The sequence below is a fragment of the bacterium genome, assembly GCA_021158245.1.
Taxonomy (GTDB): domain Bacteria; phylum Zhuqueibacterota; class QNDG01; order QNDG01; family QNDG01; genus QNDG01.
In genome coordinates, this window is record JAGGVB010000179.1 from 17,061 (window position 1) to 41,764 (window position 24,704).

Annotated in this window: 15 protein-coding genes; 10 read left to right on the plus strand and 5 right to left on the minus strand. The window is 38.6% G+C overall.

The features are described from left to right. Positions 1-29 precede the first annotated feature (29 nt). The 3 genes from J7K93_09935 (at position 30) to J7K93_09945 (ending at position 7,976) form a co-directional block, all read left to right on the plus strand. Positions 30-3,272 carry a hypothetical protein gene (locus J7K93_09935; GenBank protein ID MCD6117324.1) on the plus strand — a complete coding sequence of 1,081 codons (3,243 nt, stop codon included), beginning with the start codon at positions 30-32 and terminating at the stop codon, positions 3,270-3,272. A gap of 162 nt (positions 3,273-3,434) precedes the next feature. After that, positions 3,435-6,122, plus strand: coding sequence for a prolyl oligopeptidase family serine peptidase (locus J7K93_09940; GenBank protein MCD6117325.1), 2,688 nt, complete (start codon positions 3,435-3,437; stop codon positions 6,120-6,122). A 498-nt stretch (positions 6,123-6,620) separates the two neighbouring features. Next, positions 6,621-7,976 (plus strand): dicarboxylate/amino acid:cation symporter, encoded by a 1,356-nt coding sequence (locus J7K93_09945; GenBank protein ID MCD6117326.1) that lies wholly within the window; start codon positions 6,621-6,623, stop codon positions 7,974-7,976. A 523-nt stretch (positions 7,977-8,499) separates the two neighbouring features. Here the strand turns inward: J7K93_09945 and J7K93_09950 are convergent. The 5 genes from J7K93_09950 to J7K93_09970 all read right to left on the minus strand — a co-directional run bounded on the left by J7K93_09950 (position 8,500) and on the right by J7K93_09970 (position 12,541). Continuing rightward, entirely contained in the window at positions 8,500-9,300 is an 801-nt protein-coding gene (locus tag J7K93_09950; GenBank protein ID MCD6117327.1) for a hypothetical protein, read from the minus strand. After that, complete coding sequence (locus J7K93_09955) at positions 9,290-10,348, minus strand: hypothetical protein (protein ID MCD6117328.1); 1,059 nt, start codon at positions 10,346-10,348, stop codon at positions 9,290-9,292. Before J7K93_09955 ends, J7K93_09950 begins: the two co-directional genes overlap by 11 nt. Before the next feature lie 343 nt (positions 10,349-10,691). Next, positions 10,692-10,946: a GIY-YIG nuclease family protein gene (locus J7K93_09960; protein MCD6117329.1), complete on the minus strand. Its 255-nt coding sequence runs from the start codon at positions 10,944-10,946 to the stop codon at positions 10,692-10,694. Positions 10,947-11,030: 84 nt separating this feature from the next. Then, complete coding sequence (locus J7K93_09965; protein MCD6117330.1) at positions 11,031-11,444, minus strand: hypothetical protein; 414 nt, start codon at positions 11,442-11,444, stop codon at positions 11,031-11,033. An 83-nt stretch (positions 11,445-11,527) separates the two neighbouring features. Continuing rightward, positions 11,528-12,541 (minus strand): nitronate monooxygenase, encoded by a 1,014-nt coding sequence (locus J7K93_09970; protein MCD6117331.1) that lies wholly within the window; start codon positions 12,539-12,541, stop codon positions 11,528-11,530. A 428-nt stretch (positions 12,542-12,969) separates the two neighbouring features. Between J7K93_09970 and J7K93_09975 the strand changes: the two genes are divergently transcribed. From J7K93_09975 to J7K93_10005, 7 genes are all read left to right on the plus strand, one after another. Beyond that, positions 12,970-15,540: a carbohydrate binding family 9 domain-containing protein gene (locus tag J7K93_09975; GenBank protein ID MCD6117332.1), complete on the plus strand. Its 2,571-nt coding sequence runs from the start codon at positions 12,970-12,972 to the stop codon at positions 15,538-15,540. A 195-nt stretch (positions 15,541-15,735) separates the two neighbouring features. Then, positions 15,736-18,054, plus strand: coding sequence for a carbamoyltransferase HypF (hypF, locus tag J7K93_09980; protein MCD6117333.1), 2,319 nt, complete (start codon positions 15,736-15,738; stop codon positions 18,052-18,054). Between the two features lie 89 nt (positions 18,055-18,143). Further along, positions 18,144-20,762, plus strand: coding sequence for a DNA mismatch repair protein MutS (gene mutS / locus J7K93_09985; GenBank protein MCD6117334.1), 2,619 nt, complete (start codon positions 18,144-18,146; stop codon positions 20,760-20,762). Between the two features lie 63 nt (positions 20,763-20,825). After that, positions 20,826-21,407, plus strand: a complete 582-nt coding sequence (locus J7K93_09990; GenBank protein MCD6117335.1) for an RNA polymerase sigma factor — start codon at positions 20,826-20,828, stop codon at positions 21,405-21,407. Next, the gene (locus J7K93_09995; GenBank protein MCD6117336.1) at positions 21,404-21,841 is read left to right on the plus strand and encodes a zf-HC2 domain-containing protein; all 438 of its coding nucleotides are present in this window, start codon (positions 21,404-21,406) and stop codon (positions 21,839-21,841) included. The genes J7K93_09990 and J7K93_09995 overlap by 4 nt, the downstream gene beginning before the upstream one ends. Further along, positions 21,838-22,158, plus strand: coding sequence for a YbjQ family protein (locus J7K93_10000; protein MCD6117337.1), 321 nt, complete (start codon positions 21,838-21,840; stop codon positions 22,156-22,158). The genes J7K93_09995 and J7K93_10000 overlap by 4 nt, the downstream gene beginning before the upstream one ends. A gap of 87 nt (positions 22,159-22,245) precedes the next feature. Next, positions 22,246-24,666 (plus strand): CocE/NonD family hydrolase, encoded by a 2,421-nt coding sequence (locus tag J7K93_10005; GenBank protein MCD6117338.1) that lies wholly within the window; start codon positions 22,246-22,248, stop codon positions 24,664-24,666. Positions 24,667-24,704 lie beyond the last annotated feature (38 nt).

Consider the following 24,704-nt stretch of genomic DNA (forward strand, 5'->3'; position numbering starts at 1 on the left):
TTTTTAATATTAAAAAAGAGGGCGATCCCATGCGTATAATGCGCAAAGTTTTTATCATTGTATTGATTGGAGCCGGAGTTTTGCTTGGCAGTCAGAATTCAGAGGATAAGGGATTTTACCATTCCGAAGGTCTGGCTCTTTTTAATAAGGGCAATTACATCAGCGCCATCAAGTTATTAAAAAAGAGGGCAGAGCAGTTTGAATCTCAGAGAGGCCTTTCGTATTACTATCTCGGTGAATCATATTACAATCTTGGCCTGATGACTGCAACGCATAGTGAAGCGGTCGGTAATTTCCAGCAGGCATTAAATTATTTTTCAAAAACAAATAAACAGGCTGATATTAAAGCACGTTATCCTGAATTGGGGGACCAGGCTGCCTATAAGAAGGCGTGGTCTGTTTTCAGAATTGCTGAGTTCCAATCAGATCCGAGAAAAAAACTTAATGAAGCAAAAAATGCATTTCTCGATGCTGCTGATAAATCCAGTGATTCATTGAAATATCAGTCTCAATACATGGAGGCCGAGTGCAGCCTGAGGCATTCAAAGTATAGTAAAATAGTTATGCTTCTTAGCGATAATGAAGGTTTTAATAAAAGTGTAGCAAAAATTATTATATCAAATTTGAATACAAGTATTCGTATTTTCAAGATGTTGAGTGATTATCCTGACATTTCTGATGATATGAGAATCAGTGCTAAAATAAAAATGCAGGATGCTTTTTTTGAAAAAGGAATTTTGTTTGAGAATTTAACATCAGCGGTTTTTAATGCAGTCAGACAGAGTGCTACTGCTGCAGATCCGGTGTCAGCGGCAAAGAATAGTTTTGAAAAAGCAGATTATGAATCAATTGAACAAGGGCTTTCTCCGTCTGCTTTAAAAAAATATGGGAGTTTGTTAACCTATTCAAAAGCTGAAAAATATCTATCTCTCTATCTATTAACCGGAGATGATAAGTACAGACTTCGGTTAAATCAGATGATTGATGTAATGAAACTTGCAGCGCTGATAAATGAGAAAAATTTTATGAAAGGGGTAAGAGATTTTAATACTCCGTCAGATGATGAATCTTTTTATAAACTTTCACAAAAGCCTTCAAGTTTTTTTGCAAGGACAGCTAACGCACTGCCGGAAGCGTGGTATTGGTTCGGCTGGGTTCAATTTGTTGCAAATACAGGGAACAGTGAACAGCAGTTTGTATCATATTTAAGAAATTCAGCAAAAATAAATTTTGATGTAAGGACAAAATTTTTAAGAGAAGACGCAAGATACAGGTCATTTTTAATCAGATTTGATAAAAATATTAATAAGCGCAGAGCATTAAGAAAATTAATAAGGGAGCTTCAGGCATTCCAGCCAAAGAATCAATTAATTAAGGATGAGAGCGGATTATTAATGAAACTGATTCAGGTGAGCCTGGGTGAGCAGATCTGGGGTAATATTGTTCCGCAATCATCGCATTCTGTTATGTTCAGAAAGATTTTTAATCTGGTAAGGCAAATGCTTGTCAGGGCGACAAGAGTTACCGGCAAGGAGAGGGTACCTTATCTTGATTGTCTTGATAAACTTTTCCAGGTGACAAAGGACCGCCGTCAGGTAGAAACATCTTTTTATAAAGGAATGTACCTGTTCCTGAAAGCTGAAATACAGGAGACTTCTGCCGACAAGCTTTCTTTTTATCTCGAAGCATCCAAAATATTGAATAATATAAGCGGCAATTTCAAGAATGAAGGAAGCTACATAAAGGCAAGAAGTATTTTTGCAGCTGCCAAACATGAGAAAAATAAGAGAAGTATGGCAAAAATGTATGAGGATGCAAAACCGATTTTTGTAAACCTGATTAACAAGTCTCGCAGTCTGAGATCGCTATACTATCTCGGAGAAATATTCAGGATAAGCGGTAATGATGCTGCAGCAAAAGAGTGTTATAAAGTGATTGTAGAGAAAACCAAGAGCATCCCAAATGCTGTGTTCTGGTATAATAATGCAAAGGCCGGAATACAAAGCTGTTCTGCAAAGGGAGATTTGGCACAAGTAAAAGGTATTGATATAAATAATGTAAAATATCCGGAACGATTGCTTGTTGTTGACGGAGAAGAGATATCTCTGGAACGTTTTGCCGACCCTGGATATGTAAGAAGTCTGTACCGCAGTGATGCATTGACTCTTATGAAAAAATTTGGAATGCCTAAATTATCGTTATATCCGTCTGATAATTTACTTCAGGGTTCCGTATTTAAGGATAGAGCGTTCCCTGGCCTGTCATCAGGCATAAATGAAAGAACAGGATCAATAAGTTCAGGTATGAAGCTTTACGTGATACTGCCGGCAGGAATAACAAGAACTACAGAAGTTTCAATTGACGGTAAAGCTGTCAACCCTAATAGTAATGGTGTATATGTTAAATCCTCCATACTTTTAGGCAGTAGAGCTGTAATTAAAATCAGAAACAGTGAGTGCTATCCGTATATTGATAAACATAAGTTTACGAAACCGGGTTCTGAAGAAATTGTTGTGTCTCTGCTTCCGTATCTTTCGTTTAAAAGCAGCGGGCAGGAAACAGAGCCCGGAGTGAATGTAATTCGTCTTACAGACAGGCTTGATGATCCTCTGTTTATAAAAACAGGCGGGATAGTTCCTGATGAATCCTCTCTAATGTTAAAGGATTTTAAGGAAGATATAAATTTGCGTGATTTTGATTTTTCTTCTGTTTTAAACAAGTTTCTTGTTGTTAAAGGTGATGAATCAAATCTCATAGAGTATAGAAATGATTCAAAGATTTCTAAAGAAGGTGTATTAAATCTAATTTATCCTGTAACTGCAAAAAAAATTATAAGCCCGGAAAATATTGCAATTGATAATAAGGGCAATATTTATGTTGTTGACTGGGGCAGCCACAGAATTGTTGTATTTAACAGCAAGGGTGAGTATTTAAGGGCAATAGGCGGGCTTGGGGAGAATCCTCCCGGGCATACAGGGAAAAGTGTACATTTTGTATTCCCAACAAGTATTGCTATTGCTCAGGATGAAGACGGCATAATGCTGAACGGAAAAACCCGTCACCGGAATCCTCTTCTTTTTGTCGGAGATAAATACGGTATCCATTTGATCACAGCAACAGGTGTATACTGGGATACAATTGATATTCCAGGAACAGAGGATGGCTCAGGATATACAATTGCAGTTAAGGGGTATGGTATAAATATGAGAATATATCTTGCCAATAAGAAAACAGATAAGATGGAAAGGTTTAATGCAGTTCTAAGAAAGTAGTTTTGTTAATTTATAGAAAATTAGTTGAAATATCCGGGCAGTTTTTAAGGAATGCCCGGATATTTTTTCGTTACTCATTCAAATTGTATGTTTCATAATTGCTTTTTTGACTAATTAACCCGAATCCCTATAATTTATAACCCTTAGTAAGGAGGCCTCAAGATGAGAAGAACAAGAATTGCTTTATTAATTGTGATCCTTTTATTTGCCGTTTTTTTTGCTGTAAAAAAATCATCAGCAAAGACTAATCCCAAAAAATGGACAATTGACGATGTATTGAAACAGGAATCCGCAAGGAGTTTTTATCCAAGTTCTGACGGAGAAAAAGTAGTATGGGTTAAACAAGTTCCTGAAAAGGAGCTCAATCAATTCGCCGGAGATATTTATCTGACTTTTATTAAATCCGGCAAAGAAGTACGTCTTACACGCGGAAAGACAAATGACTATAGCCCGCAGCTGTCTCCGAACGGGTCTGTTGTGGCGTTTATGTCTGTACGGGGAGAAGGAAAAACCAGGAGGCCTCAAATCTGGTTAATTGATTTACGCGGAGGTGAACCGTGGCAGCTTACAAAAAGAGAAGAAGGTGTGCAGTCATTCCATTGGCTTGATAATAATACAATTATTTTTACTGCAAGAGAAAATAAATACTATTTTGAACAGGAATTAAAGAAGAAAAAAGATGATTCCATAATTGCCGGAGATCAGGAGCATTTCCTTCCTGTAAGGCTTTATAAGATTTCAATAAAAAAAAGTAAGGCCTCCCGAATTACAATGAACAAAGGGAAGGTCGGGGAGTTTGCAATATCTCCTGACGGCAGGTGGCTTGTTACAAATGAATCCCAGAATATACACTATCCTTATGATTTTCGGATTCCGCCAAAGCAGTTTTTGATTAATCTGGAAACCGGAAAAAGGGTAGAGATATTTACTCAAAAAGGGCTCAATCCTTCCCGTTTTGCCTGGAGCCTTGACAGCAGAGGATTTTTTGCACGGTACAGAATTTCTTCTGATCCTGAAGATACATATGTGTCTGTTTCAGGGCTCGGTTATTTTGATGTTGAGAAAAAAATTTTTAAAAAGATATACCTTAACTGGAAAAGGATGCTTGGGTTTTACGGTTATCATGTTACTGTTGATGGTATTCTTGTATCTCTCGCAAACGGGCCGTGGAACAAACTTGCATTTTTTTACAAAGAAAACGGCATGTGGAAGCGTCAGTGGCTTAAGCATTCTAAAAGCAAAAATTTGTTTGTTGACGCAGTAAGCGCAGACGGGAAGACTGTCATTTATGATTATACAACCGCAAGCATTCCGAGAAAGACAAAAGCTGCTGAAATCAAAGATTTCAGCTTTAAAAATGAAAAAACAATCATTACGCTGAACAAATGGATAAAAAACAAAGCTATTGCAAAATCAGAAATTATCAGATGGAAGGGTGCAAAGGGTGATATGGTTGACGGAGTCCTCTATTATCCTTTCAATTATGAACAGGGGAAGAAATACCCGCTTGTAGTTGCAATACACGGCGGCCCTACCGGAGTTGATGCAGATGCATTCAGAGAATCATGGGCATATTATCCCAATATTCTGTCAGGCAGGGGAGCTTTTGTCCTAAGAGTTAATTATCACGGAAGTGGTAATTACGGGCTTAAATGGATGGAGTCTATTAAAAAGCATTATTATGAACTTGAAGTTCCTGACATTCTTAATGGTGTTGATGATCTTATAAAGAAGGGAATGGCTGATAAGGATAAGTTGGGGATTATGGGATGGTCTAACGGTGCAATATTAACAATTCAGTGTATAATTGAAACAAATAGATTTAAAGCGGCTGCATCCGGTGCAGGAGATGTGAACTGGACATCAGATTACGGGAATTGTGCATTTGGCGCTGCTTTTGATAATGCATATTTCGGAGGGCCTCCATGGAAAAGGCCGAGGTACTATATAAAGAAATCACCGCTTTTCAAGATGGAAAAAGTTACAACTCCAACGCTGATTTTTTTCGGAACAAAAGATACAAATGTACCTACAGAACAGGGCTGGGAACATTATCATGCTCTTCAACAGATTGGCAAAGCGCCGGTCAGATTTATTCTGTTCCCCGGAGAACCTCACGGGCCGCGTAAAATTACCCATCAGAGAAGAAAGATGGAAGAGGAGCTTGTCTGGTTTGATAAATATCTTTTCAAAACTTACAAAGAAAAAAACGAAGCCTTAAGGGATGGTTCCCCTCTTGCGGATATTTTAAAAAAGATTAAGGCAAAAAAAAGCAGCGGTTATTATGGAATTGGTGAGAAAGGTAAACTTATTCCAGAAGTTGTCTGCCTTGATTCAATGTCAGTCGGACGGTTTGAAATAACACGCGCCCAGTATGCTTCCTTTGACAAAAATTATATTTTTCAGCACGGTACAGGTAATCTCCCTGTTACAAACATTACATTTGATAAAGCAAAACAGTATGCAGAGTGGTTAAAAAATTTGACAAATAAAAACTACAGGCTTCCCACAGAAAAAGAGATGAAAAATCTTTTATCGTGTTCGGGGAAACAGGGTAATACGCTTGATTTTTGGGCAGGTTATTCTGTTAATCCTGATGATGCAATTCTTCTGAAGGAAGAGATTCGTAAAGTAAAGGATAAAGATTTTCTTCTAAAGCCCGTAGGATCGTTTAAGGGGTTCGGAGAGGATCCGATTTATGACCTTAACGGTAATGCTGCGGAGTGGTGCATAAAAGCTGATGGAAAGGGAGTCGTAATGGGTTTTTCTGCAGTCAGTATCTGTGATAAGAGTATTAAATACGAAGCTCCTGCAAAAGAGTTTGTTGGTTTCAGGGTGGTTAAGAAGTAGTATGTATCTTTAAGTACAATTCAAAAGAAGCGGTGCATTAATAAATGCACCCCTTCTGTGTTATTGTTTAATATTGTACAATTCTTTGTTTTTTAAGGTTAATTTATTGATTTTGTTAAGATTGCGGGCAAGGAGCTGTATCAAAAGCCGATTTGAAGTCATTACGAGGAGCGAAGCTACATAGCAATCTCAGAAATTAAGCACGAATTGAAGAGATTGCTTCTTCCGGCAAGCCGGAATCGCAATGACAGGGCTATGACTTTTGATACAGCCCCACAAAAAATCCCGATTCTGATTTGCATCAGGTATATGTTTGTAAAATTACTGCTTGCAAATGTGGTCTAATTTTTTACATTTTTATAGGACAATTGTGCTGTTCAATTTGCAAGATGTTAAAGATCTGAATATTTTATTACCTGACAAGGAGCAGATATGACAGATAAGATTTCAAAAACTTATAATAATTATATCTTATTGATATTCTCAGGATTTATATCAATGTTTCTTTATTCTTACAATATCAGCAAAATAACTTTTTTACCGGATTCAATTATTATACTTCTAAGGGCATCTGCCCTGTTTATAACTGTGTATGTTATTCTTGAACGTATTTTAAAAATTAAGATATATTCAAGAATTTTTATAGGACTTATTACAGGGGTAATTGCAGGTATTGTTTTTAAAACATCAATTGCAGAAATAAAACCAGTGGGTGATTTATTCATACGGCTTATAAGAATGATTATTATCCCTCTTGTTTTTGCGTCTCTTCTTGTCGGTTCGGCAAGTATGAATCCTAAAAAAATGGGGAGAATAGGGGCAAAGACTCTTATTTACTATCTAGTGTACACAGCTGTTGCTGTTTTTATAGGACTGGTTCTTGCAAATATTTTTCAACCGGGAAGCGGCCTGCCTGAAAGTGTCAAAACAGATCTGCTGAAAAACTTCAGCAACCAGGGAGCAAAAGTATCTCACCTCGCAAGCCAGTCCAATCCGATTAATATACTTCTTCAGATTGTTCCGACTAATGTATTTGAAAGTTTGTCTTCAGGTAAATTGCTCCCTATTATCTTTTTTGCAATATTTACAGGAATAGCTTTGACTATGATTCCAAAAGAAAAAGCTGTACCTGTTTTAAGTTTTTTTGAGGGTATTAACGATGCCATGATAGTAATTGTGAATATTGTAATTAAAATTGCACCTTATGGAGTTTTTGCACTTATAGCATCTGTTGTCGCAAATTTCGGGACAGATATCCTGATGTCGCTGTTAAAATATTTGGTTATTACAATTTTCGGGCTTGTAATATTGAATTTTACATATCCTCCTGTTGTAAAAATGTTTTCCGGAATGAAAATGGGGGATTTTTTAAAAGGAATACGCCCTGCTCAATTGATAGCTTTCAGTACAAGTTCAAGCTCTGCAACTCTTCCTGTTACAATTAAAACTTGTGAAGAAGTTCTTGGAGTACCGCCTGATATAGCGAGTTTTGTCCTTCCGCTTGGTGCTACTGTAAATATGAACGGCACTGCTCTTTATCAGGGAGTCTCAGCTATATTTATAGCACAGGTTTTTGGAATAGATCTGTCAATCTCCGGCCAATTATTAATAGTGCTCACTGCTACTCTTGCATCTATCGGAACAGCAGGTGCACCTATGGCAGGAGTACTTATGCTTGTTATTGTTCTCGAGCAGGTAGGAATTCCACCCGAAGGATTGGCATTGATTCTCGGTGTTGAAAGAATTCTTGATATGTTCAGAACAACAATTAATATCACTGGTGATGCATCTGCAGCAGTAATAATTGCTGCTTCGGAAGGGGAATTGAAGATGAATAAAAAAATGTCCGATTAAACCATAAAAGAGGAAAAATATAACAGAAAAATATTTTGAACCTTTTTCGTGTGGCACACTATTCAGCAATTTGGATGCTATAAAGATTCGGCAGTGTGCGGAGCGCAACTGCGGAGATGTAATGCTATTTATCCCCTTCGGATAGCTCAGGGCAGGCAGTCCTTCAATAACAGGTCGTATGTCTCTGCTACCATCAAGCAAACCAATAATTGATGTGCCGGTTTTTTCAATGTTAACACGGCCTAAAGTTTTACTCTTAACTTGATTGAGGGACTGGAATGACAGGGGGGAGGGGTGTCATTCCTGAAATTTTTAATCAGGAATCCAGGGTTGGGCTAAGTGTCATCCTAAATAAATTCGGTTAAATGTGGTTGTAATTCATGAATAATGCAGGCTAGTTCACATATTATCAAGGTCACCAGTCGTCCGCATGTGCAAGGCAGGATGCCTGCATGTCCAAGGATCAAATTTAATGAAAGACTAAAGATGTCTATGTAGATTAGTATGTGGAGAAGATAGGTAATTACTTACCTTCAAATCCTTTTTTAAAAGCAGAAACAAGCGCTGCGATTTCTTTGGGTTTCTGATGAGTTAATACCGCTGTTGTCAAAATTGGTCCCGATTCTGGATCACCAAATAATTCGAAAAATGGATTTATATCTGCGTACAGCTCGGAAGGAATTAGATCTCTTAGATCTTGACCTGTCAGAAAAGCACCTCCCGAATCATAATCCAATCCCTTCTGGCCAACCACATCAAATCGTCTTTCACTCGTTTCAACACTTTCATAATGAGTAAGCATATAAAATATATCTTCAAGATCTTTTGAATCTTTGCGATCATAATAGGATTGGATTTTTAAAAACACCGCAATAGGAATGGGTGTAAAAGGAACTAATGTATTCTTGTCAATTGCCACAGATTCTATCTTATCAAAAACAGATTTAAAACCCCGCATATTCATCCGATGTTTGGATTTTGGCCAAATCAATTGATCGTTTTGAAATAGATTTTTAATACAGGGTAAGATATCAACAGGTATGTTCCCGAAAAATAAACGATGCTCTGGTGATTCGTTTTTTTCTTCAAATCCGTTTGCAATCATTTCTTTTTTAATCTGTTCATATTCATCCCAGCTATCTAATTGAATTGTACAATCCACATCCCTGGTCATACGACTCCCAAAACTTGAAGTGTTTTCCTGGCGTAAATCAATGAGGACTGCTGGCACCAATGCACCGATAATAACAAAACGTATGTCCTTCTCTTGAAAAAAACTTGTTAATTTCAAAATGACATTTTTAAGATCTTTGTCAATTTTCATCAAAATCCTGTTTCAAATATCTGTTATAGATCATTCCCGCAGTCTCCAAAGCTCTGCTTCCGCCCTGATACAACAATTCAGCATAAATAAGTAAAGGATGCGTAATCGGTGCTGGAGTATTTTTTTTGTAAATTATTTCTGGAGAAAATAAATTTAACAAGGTCACGTTTGTTTTTTTTGCTGGTATGAGTTTCAACATTATCTTTACTTTTTCAAATAGTTCCGGTTTTATAAATAACTCTGTTGCAGTACCGCGATAGTAATGAATCAGAAGATCGGCTCCCAAACTACCTCCTACAGCAAAGCCCTGTGGTTTTTTGATTAAATTGTTGGATAAATTTTCAGGTAAATTTTTCATTACAGAAGGAGCAATTTTAAAGGTGCCTAAAACAAGTTTTGGTCTGAGTCGATAACTATAATTAGCCAACCACTGTTCAAAAATTATTTTTTTATTTACAAATCGATTTTTCCGTTTTCCGACTTCTTGAATATATCCTTCCGCTTTAAGATCCCTTAATACCGTTGAAACCCGATCTTTAGAAATAGCAGATAAATCTGCTAACTCACGAACTGTTGAATCAAGTAACTCGGGATTCTTCAAAAGAATAAATATTAACTGTAATCCTTTTGGTTGAAAAATTGCAGGTTCACGTGTACTACTATCTGTTAAGACTATCTTTCTGCCATCTCTCTCAATATATAAAACATCAGTGGCATATAAATATACATTCCCTGCAGTGTCTATGTAGTTAATGTTATGCTTTTTCAAATCATGTGCTATTGAGTTATTTACATATTCACACATCAATAAATAGGGTTTCTTATTATAATCCTTATTGAATAAAAGATGAACAGGTAAAGGTCGTTTTAAAACCCGTTTTATTTCGATAAGAAATTCTTGTTTTCCGGTTTCCGTTTCAACCTTAATTTTTGCATCAAAACGTCTGTTATCAATTTTGATTTTTTGTTCGGAAAAACTGATTTTTAGAACTGGTTTTAAACTTCTGAGTTGATTAAGACATTGGTCAAAGATTTCTTTTTCTTTCATTTTATCACCTTATTGTCCGGTTGTTCGTTTTGTCCGATCGGATCGGACATTTAAATATACCGGACAAAGAAGAAATAGGCAAGTTAAATTTCAAATAAAAATTTTTTGCCACGCAGAAGTCATCTGCCTCTATGGATATGGTCTCGCAGAAGCAAGAGCCCCTGCTGGGCTAAAATTGATGTGCTTATTTTTTCAATGTTAACACGGCTTAAAGTTTTACCTTAACTTGATTGGGGGGCAGGTGCCATACGAATTTTGTTTTAGTTCCACACATTGTTCCAAGGTCATCCGTTATTGCCCTGATGATGTTTTTCGACAGTAGGTCAGGTCTGTTGTTCACAGCCTACGGAACCGAATCCTGACTTTTGATCAGCATCAGTTTCCTGGAACGGGGCCATTTCTTAATTTCATATTCACGCCTGAGGGCCAGTCCTTTATTTTCCAGGACTTCGGAATAAACCAGCCTCACCGGCCGCCGGCCCCGTGTATACCTGGCTCCTTTGCCGGCATTGTGCAAATCAATCCGGGCCTCCGGATCTTTGGCAATTCCTGTATAAAATGTATCGTCACTGCATTGGACGATATATAGGGTATACATTGTTAATATATTTCCATTTATTTCCGTTCTCAGCTTCTGACTAAAACTGCATTTTATGCGGCAACAGTACCATGTGAATTTTAATTACTGTTGAGCCTTTAATTCATCTTCATCCCAGATATCTTTCCAACTATCACAAAAAGGCTGTTGGAAGCAACCCGGACACCAGCCGTCACAACCGTCTATATGGTGCTGCAGACCCTCCGGACGGGATACTGCAATTTTAAGGGGCAACACCTCGTCCAGAACATATTGGTAAATGATTTGGTCAGGACATTTTTTCCTCAGATCAAGATAAATATCATTTTTCTTTAAAATGTCTTTTATTTTGTCAAGTTTCTTTTCCAGGGCTTCATCCGATAATTGATCTGTTTTCGGAAATTTAAAATTTAAAGGGAAAAGAGTGCGGATTTCTATGTGCGGAACGTTTTTCATTTTATTAAAAGCTAACATGTTTTTCAGAAACTGGTTTCCAATTTCAGGCGTTTGGTCTTCCATGTTATGGAGTCCTTGATTTTGAATTCATAGTTTTTTTCTTAGTGCTGCATTTTTATTGTGATTCTGATCTATATATAATATTTCTATCCAATCTCAGAATATATCCGTTCAAGCTCTTTTTCAGCATCAGTGACAAGTTCATTGATCAGGTCTTTTAAAGGCTGCACTTTTTTTGTAAGGCCCACACTCTGTCCGGCCATAAGAGATCCGCTGAAAATATCGCCGTCTTTGGCAGCTTTGCGCAGAGCTCCTACCCAGAATTCCTCAACTTTAAGCTGAGCCTGCTCCATGGTCAATTCTCTGTCCCTGATCTTGTTTACGAGATCCATCTGAAGGTGCAGAAAATTTTCCATACCTTTGTTTTTAAGAGCTCTTACTGGTACAACTTTCAAATCACTTAAGACATATGGTGTTGCAATTGCATCTCTTGCCTGAGCACGAATAAATGCTTTTTGAAAATCAGGATGTACATTGCATTCTTCTGTCATTACAAAACGAGTTCCAAGCTGTACACCTGATGCACCCATTAAAAGAAGATGAGGTATTATGCGTCCGGTACCTATTCCTCCTGCAACGAATATAGGTACGGAATCAATGGCAAACAGAATTTGCTGAATAAGAATCGTAAGCGAAACGTGTCCAATATGCCCGCCTGCTTCGCTTCCTTCAAGCATCAGGGCATCAGCGCCGTTTTTAACAAGCCTTTTTGCAAGAGATTCGGCAGAGGCAAAACATATAACTTTTGCTCCGCTTTTTTTTGCAAGGGATATTTCAATTTTCGAAGGAATTCCTCCTGCAAAGACAACTAAAGGGATCTTTTGAGCTGAAATCAGCTCAAGATGTTCTCTGTATTTTGGAGCAATGGTTATCAAATTAACTGCAAAGGGCTTGTCTGTCAGTTCTGTAGTTTTATTGATTTCCTGTTCCAGAAGTTCCGTATCCATATTCCCTGCTGCAAGTGCACCAAGGCCCCCGTTATTTGATACGGCTGAAACAAGTGTCGAATCTGAAATCCATGTCATTGCTCCGCAAATTATGGGATATTTTACGTTGAGGAACTCTCTTCCTCTTGACCAAAGTTCGTTTAAAGTTTTCATAGTTATATGATATTTAAAATTAATATTTATGTCAAGCTTTATTTATGCTTGCTGTCTGTCACGATTTGACATTATAGCTAACATCTTTACCCTGATGGCTTTGCATCATACGACTGTCCGGGTCTGTTAATGATATTTGCCCGTGTTCTGATTTATCAATTTGCTCTTTGTTGCATTCCTGCGATATTCGTGAGAACGTAAATTTATATTTCTTTTTTGTCTCAATTCAACCATTTTCTAAACAATAACAGTTTCATTAGGTATTATTCGGGATAGAATTTGTTCCGAATTACAATTTCAAACTTCAAAATGGTTCGATATTACCATCTATGGCTCATTTAAAGAAACCTTTCCGTATATTTCCGTACAATTAAGCAAGCTCGAAAAGATATCCAATATAATTTTGATCATAATTGGAGGAGGAGAACTTGAAACAAACGGAACGTATTTGTATATTTCTAATGTGGGCTGCGCTGTTTTTGTTCCATAGCATTGTAATGGCAGGCCTTATTAATACTACAGCCGAGATCAAGGCAAAACGGACAGCAGAGGCTATTACAGTTGACGGCATCCTTGCAGAATCTGTATGGTCAGGAACCGGTTACACAAAACTGATTCAGCGAGATCCGATTGAAGGGGCAGAGCCCACAGAAAAAACAGAAGTGTATATAGCTTACAATGATATGGGGCTTTACGTGGCCGGTAAATGCTATCACACCGGATCTGATTCAATTATCGGAGGAATAGCCCGACGGGACAAACATGTAGATTCAGACTGGTTCTGGTTCTGGATTGATGCGAATAATGATCACCAGACTGCTTATGGTTTCGGGATCAATCCTGATGGATCAATATGCGATCAGAAAATGTATCAGGATATTCTGACTGAAAATGACTGGGATGGCATCTGGGAAAGTGCAGCACAACGAAACGGCGATAACTGGACCTTTGAAATATTTATTCCCTATTCTCAACTGCGCTTTAATAAGCAGGATGAGTATGTCTGGGGTTGTAATTTTAAACGGTATGTGATCAAGAATGCAGAACATGACTGGTTTGTAATGACTCCGAAAAAGGATAATGGTTTTGTTTCCCGTTTTGGTAAACTTACCGGTATAAACGGTATTGAGCCTCCATCCCGTTTATTTATCTCACCATTCGTTTCCGGAAAAAGCAGCTATTCACCTGCAGTTCGCGGTGGTGTGTTTTATGATAAAGAACGGTGGGGGAAGAATTTCGGACTTGATGTGAAATACGGGATTGCCGGAAATTTGACATTAGATTTGGCAGTGAATCCGGATTTTGGCCAGGCAGAAGTAGATCCGGCAGTGATGAATCTTTCTGCATATGAAACCTATTATTCAGAAAAGAGAGAGTTCTTTATAGAAGGTGCCGATATTTTCAGTTTTGGCGATAACCCTGCCGGAGGTGTTTGGGGATGTTATTGGCATACACCGCGGCTTTTCTACAGCAGGCGTATCGGAAGGCGGACAACAGGGAATGTGACTCATCAGGGCGAAGTGTATCGTGCAGAAACGGCAACGATTCTCGGTGCTGCGAAAGTAAGCGGGAAAATCGGAGACTGGTCCGTTGGAAGTATCAATGCTGTTACACAACTTGAGCATGCAGAAATTGACTCTGCAGGCACCAGGTTTAAAGAACCTATCGAACCCATGGCAAGTTACAATATTCTCCGGGGAATGCGAGAATTTAATCAAGGTGATCAGGGGCTGGGTTTTATCTTTACCGGTGTAACCCGCAAGTTGGATGAAAATAATTTAATCAGCTCCAATAACAGCAAATCATTTGTGGGTGGGATTGATGGCTGGACATTTTTCGGGAAAGAGAGAGCCTGGGCCTTTATGGGTAATATGGCCTATTCAAATGTTCAGGGAAGTGAGCAGCGTCTGACAGCAATTCAACGATCTGCGGCCCATTATTACCAACGACCTGATTTAGATGCAGCATCATTAGACAGCACTCGTACAGCCCTCAGTGGATTTATGGGCCGCTTCGGTATTAAAAAAATGCGAGGCAATTTTAACCTGCAGGCAGCCCTTGGCATTGTTTCTCCAGGATTCAATATTAATGATGCAGGATATCTTCGTTATGGAAATGTGATTAATATGCATGTTGTCGGTACCTATCGCTGGTTGGAACCAAAATCATGGTATCGAAGGATCTATGTTAATGTTATGACATCACGCAATTTTGATTTTGACAGGAACCTGACATTCAAACAGAATTGGGCATCCTTTGCAATTCTTCTTCCGAACTATTGGTCTTTTAATACGAACATCCAATTCACCCCTGACGGTTTGAGTAATACGTTGACTCGAGGAGGACCTATGATGGGGTATCCCGGCTATGAGAATTATGTTGCCAGTCTTACGACTGATTCCCGAAAGCAGGTGCAGGTTGGTGTCAATTATTCTGCACAGGAAGTAAACGATGGCGGGTATGGACGTAATATGGGAATAAATGTAACCTATAAACCGTCACCCTCAGTACGTTTGACATTTTCAGGAAATAGAAGCCAGTTCCTCGATCATCATCAATGGGTGAGCAATATTTCAGATGCTGCCGCTGCATATGGGATACATTATGTTTTTTCAAGCATTGATTACAATGTGACCTCATTAACATTCCGAGCAGATTGGGGGATCACACCTAAGTTATCTTTGCAAACATATATCCAGCCCTATTCTGCAGTCGGTCATTATTACGGTTTCAAGGAGTTGGCAAAAGCGCGAACCTATGATTATAATGAGTATGCCTATCAAGGAAATCCTGATTTTAACTTCAAATCGTTCAAAGCAAATGTTGTGTTGCGGTGGGAATACATGCCCGGATCACTCTTTTATCTGGTCTGGACACAGAATCGAAGTAACTTCGCAAACCCTGGAGATTATCAGTTTGGCCGTGATATGAAATCACTTTTCAATGAATGGTCGGATAATGTTGTATTTTTGAAGTTGACATATATGTTTAAGCGCTGAATGAATTGATCGAAAATTAATAAAACCGCCTTGATGCAGGTTATTTGTGAAAAAAAAACATTAAAATTTAAATGTAAGTATATTCAAAATTTACGATTTATTCCCGCAAGTTTGACAATAAGAGAGGAAAGTTGTATATTAAATTTTATGATAACATGACTTTTTAACCCAGTTTTAATTCTGAAAAGATCCTGTATGGCAATCGAAATTAAACGCAGAAAAATATTGATAAACGGTATTGTCCAGGGAGTAGGATTCAGGCCTACTGTGTACAGATATGCACGAGAGTACGGGATTAAAGGTTTTGTTGCAAATACTTCAAATGGCGTTATTATTGAAGCAGAAGCCGCCCCTGATTTAACAGATAAATTCTTAAACAGGCTCCTTTATGAGCCGCCTGCTCTTGCGGAGATACACTCCTGTGAACAGCACTTGATAGAACCTTCGGGAGCTGCGGAATTTGAAATTATTCAAAGCATGGACAGTGACGATGCTTTTACTTTAATATCTCCTGATATCGCAATATGCGATCAGTGCAGAAATGAACTGTTTGACAAATCGGACAGAAGATACAGATATCCATTTATAAACTGTACAAACTGCGGCCCGCGTTACACAATAATAAAACGCATTCCATATGACAGGCCATATACTACAATGTCACAATTCACCATGTGCAGAGAGTGCTATGATGAGTACAAAGACCCTGAAAACAGAAGATTTCATGCACAGCCAAACTGCTGTCCGGAATGCGGGCCTGAAGTATGGCTCACTGATCCTGAAGGCAGGAGCATAGAGGCCGAATATCCGATAGAGTCGGCCGCCGAATTGCTGCACCAGGGCCGTATAATTGCAGTAAAGGGATTGGGAGGATTTCATCTTGCGTGTAATGCTGCAGATGATGTGCCTGTTTCTCTTCTCAGGGAAAGGAAAGGAAGATACGAAAAGCCTCTTGCTGTCATGGTGGAAAATATTGACATGGCAAGAGAAATAGCTGTAATTTCAGAAGAAGAGGAAAAACTTTTATTAAGCGGCAGAAGGCCGATTGTAATTGTAAAAAAAAGAAGAGGGCACGGACTTGCAGAACATATAGCTCCGTCAAATAATTTTTTCGGAATTTTGCTTCCCTATACGCCTATTCACTATCTTTTGATTCAGGGATTTAAAGCCCTTGTAATGACAAGCGGAAATTATTCGGATGAACCTATTGCAAAGGATAATAAGGAGGCTTTAGGCAGGCTTGGAAAAGTTGCAGACTATTTCCTGCTGCACAACAGGGATATTCATGTTGCATGCGATGATTCGGTAACAAGAGTCATGTCAGGAAAACCAAAACCAATACGGCGTTCAAGAGGATATGTCCCGACTCCTGTAATTTTACAGATGGAACCTTTGGAGTCAATTCTTGCAACAGGTGCAGAACTTAAAAATACAATCTGTGTCACAAGAAAGAAATTTGCGTTCCTGTCTCAGCATATCGGAGATTTGAAGAATCTGGAGACGCTGGATTATTTTAAGTCAACAATTGAACACCTGAAAAATATTCTTGATGTTGATCCTGAAATTATTGCATGCGATTTACACCCTGAGTACCTTTCGACAAAATGGGCAAAATCCTTTAAAAATAAAAAGATAATACCTGTTCAGCATCATCATGCACATATTGCATCATGTCTTGCTGAGAATCAATACAATGAGAAAGTAATAGGCCTTGCAATGGATGGTACCGGGTACGGCACAGACGGAGCAGTGTGGGGTGGAGAAATATTAATTGCAGACACAGAATCATTTGTCAGAGCAGCCCATTTCTCCTACAGGCCAATCCCAGGAGGCGACAGCGCTGTTAAGAATGTCTGGCGTATGGCAGCAGGATATATTTCTCATTTTTTCGGAATTGATACGGATTCTTTTGATAAAGATAGCTTTTTAAAATTGTGGAAATCCATTCCGGCATTTCAAAGTATAGACCTGCAGGATGTACAGGTTGTTTCAGAGATGATACGTACAGGAATGAATACTCCGAAGACATCAAGCCTCGGCAGGCTCTTTGACGGAGTAGCTGCAATTTCAGGAATTCGTAATTCAGTGTCCTACGAGGGCCAGGCAGCAATAGAATTTGAAGCGGCTATTAATGAGAATGAAAAGTGCAATAATGAGGAATACGCCTTTGAAATCGAATTTTCGGATCCCATTATAATCGGCCCTGATTCTGTAATTAGAGGATGTGTGAATGATGCTGTGAAAGGGGTTCCCATATCCCAAATAAGCTGCAGATTTCATGCAGCAGTAGTTAATGCGCTGGTCCAAATCTGCATAAGTTTGCGGAAAAAATATGATATTTCGACAGCCGCTTTAAGCGGAGGCTGTTTTCAGAATAAATTTTTACTTGAAAAATTAACCGAAAGGCTTACAAATGAAGGATTTGAAGTTCTGAATCATTCGCTTGTACCTGTGAATGACGGCGGTATTTCATTGGGTCAGGCTGCTGTTGCAGCAAGTAAATTATCAAAATAAGTCACTGAGAAGATTAGATAAAGACTACTTCAAATTTAATATAAAGTAAAAAAATGCCAGAGAAGAAAAAAAATTCAAAAACTCCGTTAATGGTACAGTACAGAGCTGTAAAGGCTCAGTATCATGATTCGATTTTGTTTTTCCGCATGGGTGATTTTTATGAGATGTTTTATGACGATGCAAAAACCGCTTCAAGAGTACTTGGAATTACCTTAACTTCGAGAGGGCACGGCAAGGTAGGTGACATTCCACTTGCAGGTTTTCCATACCATGCCTTGGATACATATCTGTCGAAGATGATTAGAGCCGGGTATCGTGTTGCAATCTGCGAACAGACAGAAGACCCGAAGCTTGCAAAGGGAGTTGTAAAACGCGGCGTAGTACAGGTTGTTACTCCGGGTACAATCATGGAAGATAATCTTCTTGATACAAACAGGAATAACTATCTTGCAGCTGTAACCTTTGGGCAGGAGACGTGTGGATTTTCCTATGCAGATGTAACAACCGGGGAGTTCTATGTTACTGAAATAGGGCTGTCTGATCTTAAAGAACAGCTCAATGCTGTTATGCCGAGGGAGGTTCTGGTTTCTGATGGTAAAGTTGATTTTATTGATGATTTGTTAAACGGGCAGCAGTCAAAACCTCTTGTAACTGTCCGTGATTCATGGATATTTTCCCGTGAGTACGGATATGAAATCCTCTTAAAACATTTCAAAACAGCATCATTAAAAGGCTTTGGATGCGACGACCTTAATCCCGGCCTCGGTGCTGCCGGTGCTGTACTCCACTATCTCAAAGAGACAAAAAAAAATGAGCTGCCCCACATCAGACAATTGTTCCGCGTGAAAACAGCAGACTATATGGTGCTGGATAATTCCACAAGGAGAAACCTTGAGATTACTTCCTCAATGGCTGAGGGGGGCAAGGAGGGGTCTCTTTTATCCATAGTGGATAAAACTAACACTCCAATGGGGGGAAGGACAGTTGTTTCGTGGCTTAACAAACCATTGATTGACCGGAAAGGTATTGAACTCAGGCTTGAAAGTGTTGACGAGTTAGTCAGAGAAAAAGATTTACGCAGAGGTATTGTATCATTCCTTAAAAATATGAGTGATATTGAAAGGTTAATTACACGTATTGTAATGAATAGAGCTACTCCGAGAGATGTTGCTGCTCTTGGAACTACGCTTGAACTGGTATCAGAAATGAAGAAACTTCTTCAGAACGCTAAATCAATAAGATTATCGCAGATATTTTCAGATATTGATGAATGCTCCGATATATCTCAAAAAATAAAAAAGGCACTTGTTGACAGGCCGCCCACAATTTTTACTCCGGGAAATGTCATAAGACAGGGTTACAGTATAGAATTTGACGAGTTAAAAGAAGCTGCTTTTTCAGGTAAGGAATGGATTGTAAAACTTCAGAAAACAGAAAGAGAGCGAACAGGTATTCCTTCTCTAAAGGTCGGATATAACAAAGTATTCGGATACTACATTGAAGTAACAAAAACTCATTTGCAGAAAATACCTGAAGATTATATTAGAAAACAGACACTTGTTAATGCGGAACGTTTTATTACTCAGGAATTAAAGGAGATGGAAGAAACAATTCTCAAGGCTGAGGATAAGATGGCCGAGCTTGAGCACACGCTTTTTGAGGAGTTAAGAGATTGGGTTTCCGAATCTGCGGAACCTGTTCAGAGAAACGGCCATTTGATCGGTGAATTGGACACCTATATTTCATTTGCTGATACTGCAGAGGAAAACAGATACATAAAGCCGGTGATAACAAAATCTCATGAAATACGCATCAAAGAGGGCCGGCATCCTGTTGTTGAAAAGCAGCTCCCGCCGGGTGAGCAATTTATCCCGAATGATGTTATGTTAAATACAGATTCAGATCAGCTTCTCATTATTACAGGTCCTAATATGGCAGGGAAATCCACTTTTATCAGACAGGCCGGGCTTATTGTCCTGCTTGCGCAGATAGGCTCATTTGTACCTGCCGTTGAAGCAGAGATAGGTATTGTTGACAGAATATTTACACGTGTGGGCGCTCAGGATAATCTTTCTGCAGGAGAATCCACATTTCTTGTAGAGATGAATGAGACTGCAAATATTTTGAACAATGCTACTCCCGAAAGTCTGATTTTGCTTGATGAAATCGGCAGAGGCACATCTACATTTGACGGTTTGTCAATTGCATGGGCTGTAGCTGAGTATATTCACGATAACGAAAATCTGAAGGCAAAGACACTTTTTGCGACTCATTACCATGAACTTACTGAGCTTGCTCTTGTACTTGATGGAGTAAAGAATTATAATGTTGCTGTCAGAGAATGGGGAGATTCGGTAGTTTTTCTGCGTAAAATAGTGCCAGGCGGGTGCGACCACTCCTACGGAATTCATGTTGCAAGGCTGGCCGGGCTGCCGAAACAGGTAATTGAAAGAGCGAGAGAAGTACTTAAAAACCTCGAAGCAAATGAACTTACCCCGAATAGTGTTCCTAAAATGGCACTTGGAGAGCATTATCCCTTAAAAGTTGCTGAGGAGCAGCTTTCTATCTTTCCCTCAACAGAAGAAAAAATCAGGAACAAACTTGCAGAGATAAATATTAATGAAATTACGCCTCTTGAAGCATTGCAGGTATTAAATGATCTTATAAAATCGGCAATTAAAGATGAATCGGAAAGATCGGATAGTTGAATAAATTTTTTATTCGGGTGTTAATTAAGCAGACAAAATTTAATCCGGAATTACAGAGTGAATATGAATGAAATCAGTGCAATAACTCTATGCTTAAAATACCGTGATCCAATCGGGTTTGAATACCTTGTGAAAAAATACAGGCGTGAGGCAATGTACCACGCTCTTTCTATCCTTGGAGAAAAAGAGGATGCTCTTGATGCATGTCAGGAATCTTTTACAAAAGCTTACAATGCAATGCCCAGGCTAAAAACATTGGATGCATTTTATCCATGGTTTTACAGAATTCTGCGAAATACATGCCTTAACATGATTCGAAAGAAAAAAAACACGATTAAATTCCAGAGGGGGTATAAAGAGGAATATTCAGGGCAGGCAAAAGCAGCGGCTCCTGATTCTATTCTTGAGAATAAAGAAAAAAAGATTATGATACAGGATGTTTTTTCGTCAATTCAGCCCCAGTATAGAGAAATCCTCTCAATGAAATATGTAAGCGGGTATAGTTACGAAGAGATATCAGAGACGCTTGGTATACCAAGGGGCACTGTTATGAGCAGGTTGTATCATGCCCGAAAAGTTTTTCAAAAGAAGTATAAAGAGATATCGAAATCCGGAGACAGATCTTCAAAGGAGGTTTTAATATGAGTTCGTGTGATAAATATAAAGAGTTAATGATGGGTTTGATAGATAATGAGCTGAATCCGGAAGAGCTTCGTGAAATAAAAACCCATCTTGAACGCTGCGATGAGTGCAGAAGAGAGTACGAAGAATTAAAAGAGATGTCAGAAGAAATACCTGACCTTACATTTCAATCTGTTCATGACAAAGAACTGGATAGAATATGGAAACAACCGTACAGCAGATTAAGTAAGGTATCAGGCCTTGCACTTGTTATTGCAAGCTGGGTTGTATTAGTGGGTTATTCTGTATTTGCAATGTTTCGTGAAAGCAGTGAACCAAAAGCAGTCCAAATTGCAATAGCTGCATCAATAATAGGATTTGTTGTCTTGCTGCTGTCAGTTCTCCGCGACAGGATTAAATCCTACAAAACCGATCCATACAAAGAGGTAAAAAGATGATTATTACTACTGCTCATACTATTCCGGGGAAAAAAATCGAAAAGGTATTCGGCCTTGTTAAGGGGAACACAATCAGAGCAAGGCACATTGGGAATGATATTATGGCAAGCTTCAGGAATATTGTAGGAGGTGAAGTTACCGAGTATACCAAACTTATGGGTGAAGCAAGGGAAGAGGCCGTTGACAGAATGGTTACTGATGCCGAAGGTTTGGGTGCCAATGCAATTGTGGGTGTAATGTTTTCAACTTCAATGATTATGAGCGGTGCTGCAGAGCTTCTGGCATACGGCACTGCAGTTTTAATAAAAGACGAATAATTTGTCATTATTGTCTAAATGAACAATGATAGATTAGTATTATCTTTAGATATTATATAATTGTTATGTTAAATAAAGGAGATTTCAATGAGAACCTTAATTTTCAGAACAATGTTAATACTTGTTTTGTCGTTTTCCGAAATTTATGCACAAAAAATGCCGGATTTTGTTGAAAAGGATACATATAAATTGTTTAAAAACAATTCATTGCTTGGTGAGATTTCATACAAACTTGATAAAACAGGAAATTATTCCCGCATTTTTACACTGTCTTATGCTAATCAGAAAGTAAATTTTACAATGAACATGCAGGTTGATTCAGAAAGAATCTGGGAGACATGCCAGATAATAAGCGCAACGGATTCCATTTATGTTGAAAATCGGGATTCCCTTTCTGTATTTAAAGTAAAAGGAAAAGAGTACAAAGTAAAAACAGATTCTTCCTACATCGTTTATGATAATTATGGTATATTTTCAGAAGAACAGATGATACGTTCATATAATTTAAACAAGCGCGGAATTCAACACTTTTCTGTTTTTATTGTTCCTTCTGTGATTGCTGATGTTACACTGGAATTTAAAGGAGACCGAATAATAGGTTCACAATCACAGGCTGAATCATATAAAATATTTAAGATGAATCTTATGGGTATTGATATTGAAATATGGGTTGGCAGAAATTCAAGGATACTTCTGAAAAGAGTGCCGTCCCAATATGCTGTTTTTGTACGGGACGGGTATGAAGACTTGATTAATTTGTGTGTCACTGATACAACAGTATCTCAGCCAGAATTCAAAGTAAGTAAAAAGAGTGTAATGATTCCAATGCGTGACAATGTAAACCTTGCTGCGGATTTGTATTTTCCCGAAGGAGTTGAAAAGCCTTTGCCAATAGTGTTAATCCGTACTCCGTACAAAAAAGAGATATATGTGCTGGACGGTGAGTTTTATGCCAGGAGAGGGTACATTGCTGCAATTCAGGACTGCAGAGGCAGATTCGGTTCTGAGGGCGAGTGGGAGCCTATGATCAATGAAAGAAAAGACGGTTTTGATACTGTTGAGTGGCTTTCTGCACAAAAGTGGTCGACCGGTAAAATAGGAATGATAGGCGCGTCATACTGCGGTTTGGTTCAAGTTCAGGCTGCCGCGGAAAAACCTCCCCATTTAACAACAATTATACCTCAGGTTTCTCCTCCTGATCCGTTTTACAACATACCTTACGAGTACGGAACATTCTTTATTTTCGGGGCTATATGGTGGGCTGATGTTCTGGAGAAAGAGGCGACAAAAGATATCTCCGGTAAAATTATGGCTGAGATCAATAATAAAAAATACGAGAAAATTCTAAGGTCGTTACCTGTAATTGATCTTGATGAGAAAGTGCTGGGGAAGAAAAGCACTTTTTGGCGTACATGGATTAAAAATAATCATGATAATGCCTTTTGGCAGAAGGCTGATTTCCTGGAGAAATTGAAAGATGTTGATATTCCCGTATTCCTTCAGTCCGGATGGTTTGACGGAGACGGTATAGGAACAAAACTTATCTATCAGGCATTAAAAAAGGGCGGCAACAAAAATATAAAAATAATAATAGGCCCATGGGGCCACACAACACAGTCATCGTCAAGATACGGCAGGCATGAATTCGGACAAAAAGCAGCTATAGATCTTCAAACCCGTTTTCTGAAATGGTTTGATTATTGGCTTAAAGGTATGAAAAACGATATTTTAAAAGAGGATATGGCAAAACTATTTGTAATGTTTTCTAACAGATGGGCCGGAGGCGATTCTTATCCGCTTGAAAATACGGAATTCAAATCCCTCTACCTTTCGAGCACAAATAGTGCGCAAACCTCTCAAGGCGACGGAAAGCTTAAAGCATCTTCTCCTGCATCAGGTAAAGGGTTTGACGAATATGTTTATGATCCGGGCGATCCGACCCCTTATCCGGAATTCTATTTTAAAAGCGATGAGGACGAAAAAAAGAAAACATTCAGCCTTGAGGAAGTAAGAAAAAAAGTTCTGGACTTTCACAGAAAGATAACTCAGCAGAGGCATGATATTCTTGTGTATGAAACCGCGCCTCTTGATACTGCATTAACAATTGCAGGCCCTGTTGCTGTCGAATTATATGCATCAACAACGGGCAGAGATACAGACTGGTTTGCTGCACTGTCTGATGTTGATACAGCAGGAGCTGTATTCCAAATTGCACGGGGAGGAATAAGGGCAAGATTCAGAAAATCTGTAAAAACCCCTGAACTCCCGGAACCTGGCCGGATATACAAGTATTCAATTGACTTATGGCATACAGGAATAACCTTTAAAAAGGGGCATAAAATTAGGATTGAGATTGCCTCGGCACAGTTTCCCATGTTTTCAAGAAATTTGAATACAGGCGGAAATAACGAATTGGATACAAAATTTGTTAAAGCAACACAGAAAATTTATCACACAGAGAAGTATCCGTCACGTCTTATAATTCCTGTGATTCATTTTAATAAATAAGGTATATTGTTTACTACATAATATGGAATTTATACGAA

What these genes read in the sequence shown, in the direction of transcription:
- J7K93_09935 (MCD6117324.1), top strand. Translation starts at nt 30, where the DNA reads ATGCGTATAATGCGCAAAGTTTTTATCATTGTATTGATTGGAGCCGGA.
- J7K93_09940 (MCD6117325.1), top strand. Translation starts at nt 3,435, where the DNA reads ATGAGAAGAACAAGAATTGCTTTATTAATTGTGATCCTTTTATTTGCC.
- J7K93_09945 (MCD6117326.1), top strand. Translation starts at nt 6,621, where the DNA reads ATGTTTCTTTATTCTTACAATATCAGCAAAATAACTTTTTTACCGGAT.
- J7K93_09950 (MCD6117327.1), bottom strand. Translation starts at nt 9,300, where the DNA reads ATGAAAATTGACAAAGATCTTAAAAATGTCATTTTGAAATTAACAAGT.
- J7K93_09955 (MCD6117328.1), bottom strand. Translation starts at nt 10,348, where the DNA reads ATGAAAGAAAAAGAAATCTTTGACCAATGTCTTAATCAACTCAGAAGT.
- J7K93_09960 (MCD6117329.1), bottom strand. Translation starts at nt 10,946, where the DNA reads ATGTATACCCTATATATCGTCCAATGCAGTGACGATACATTTTATACA.
- J7K93_09965 (MCD6117330.1), bottom strand. Translation starts at nt 11,444, where the DNA reads ATGGAAGACCAAACGCCTGAAATTGGAAACCAGTTTCTGAAAAACATG.
- J7K93_09970 (MCD6117331.1), bottom strand. Translation starts at nt 12,541, where the DNA reads ATGAAAACTTTAAACGAACTTTGGTCAAGAGGAAGAGAGTTCCTCAAC.
- hypF (MCD6117333.1), top strand. Translation starts at nt 15,736, where the DNA reads ATGGCAATCGAAATTAAACGCAGAAAAATATTGATAAACGGTATTGTC.
- mutS (MCD6117334.1), top strand. Translation starts at nt 18,144, where the DNA reads ATGGTACAGTACAGAGCTGTAAAGGCTCAGTATCATGATTCGATTTTG.
- J7K93_09990 (MCD6117335.1), top strand. Translation starts at nt 20,826, where the DNA reads ATGAATGAAATCAGTGCAATAACTCTATGCTTAAAATACCGTGATCCA.
- J7K93_09995 (MCD6117336.1), top strand. Translation starts at nt 21,404, where the DNA reads ATGAGTTCGTGTGATAAATATAAAGAGTTAATGATGGGTTTGATAGAT.
- J7K93_10000 (MCD6117337.1), top strand. Translation starts at nt 21,838, where the DNA reads ATGATTATTACTACTGCTCATACTATTCCGGGGAAAAAAATCGAAAAG.
- J7K93_10005 (MCD6117338.1), top strand. Translation starts at nt 22,246, where the DNA reads ATGAGAACCTTAATTTTCAGAACAATGTTAATACTTGTTTTGTCGTTT.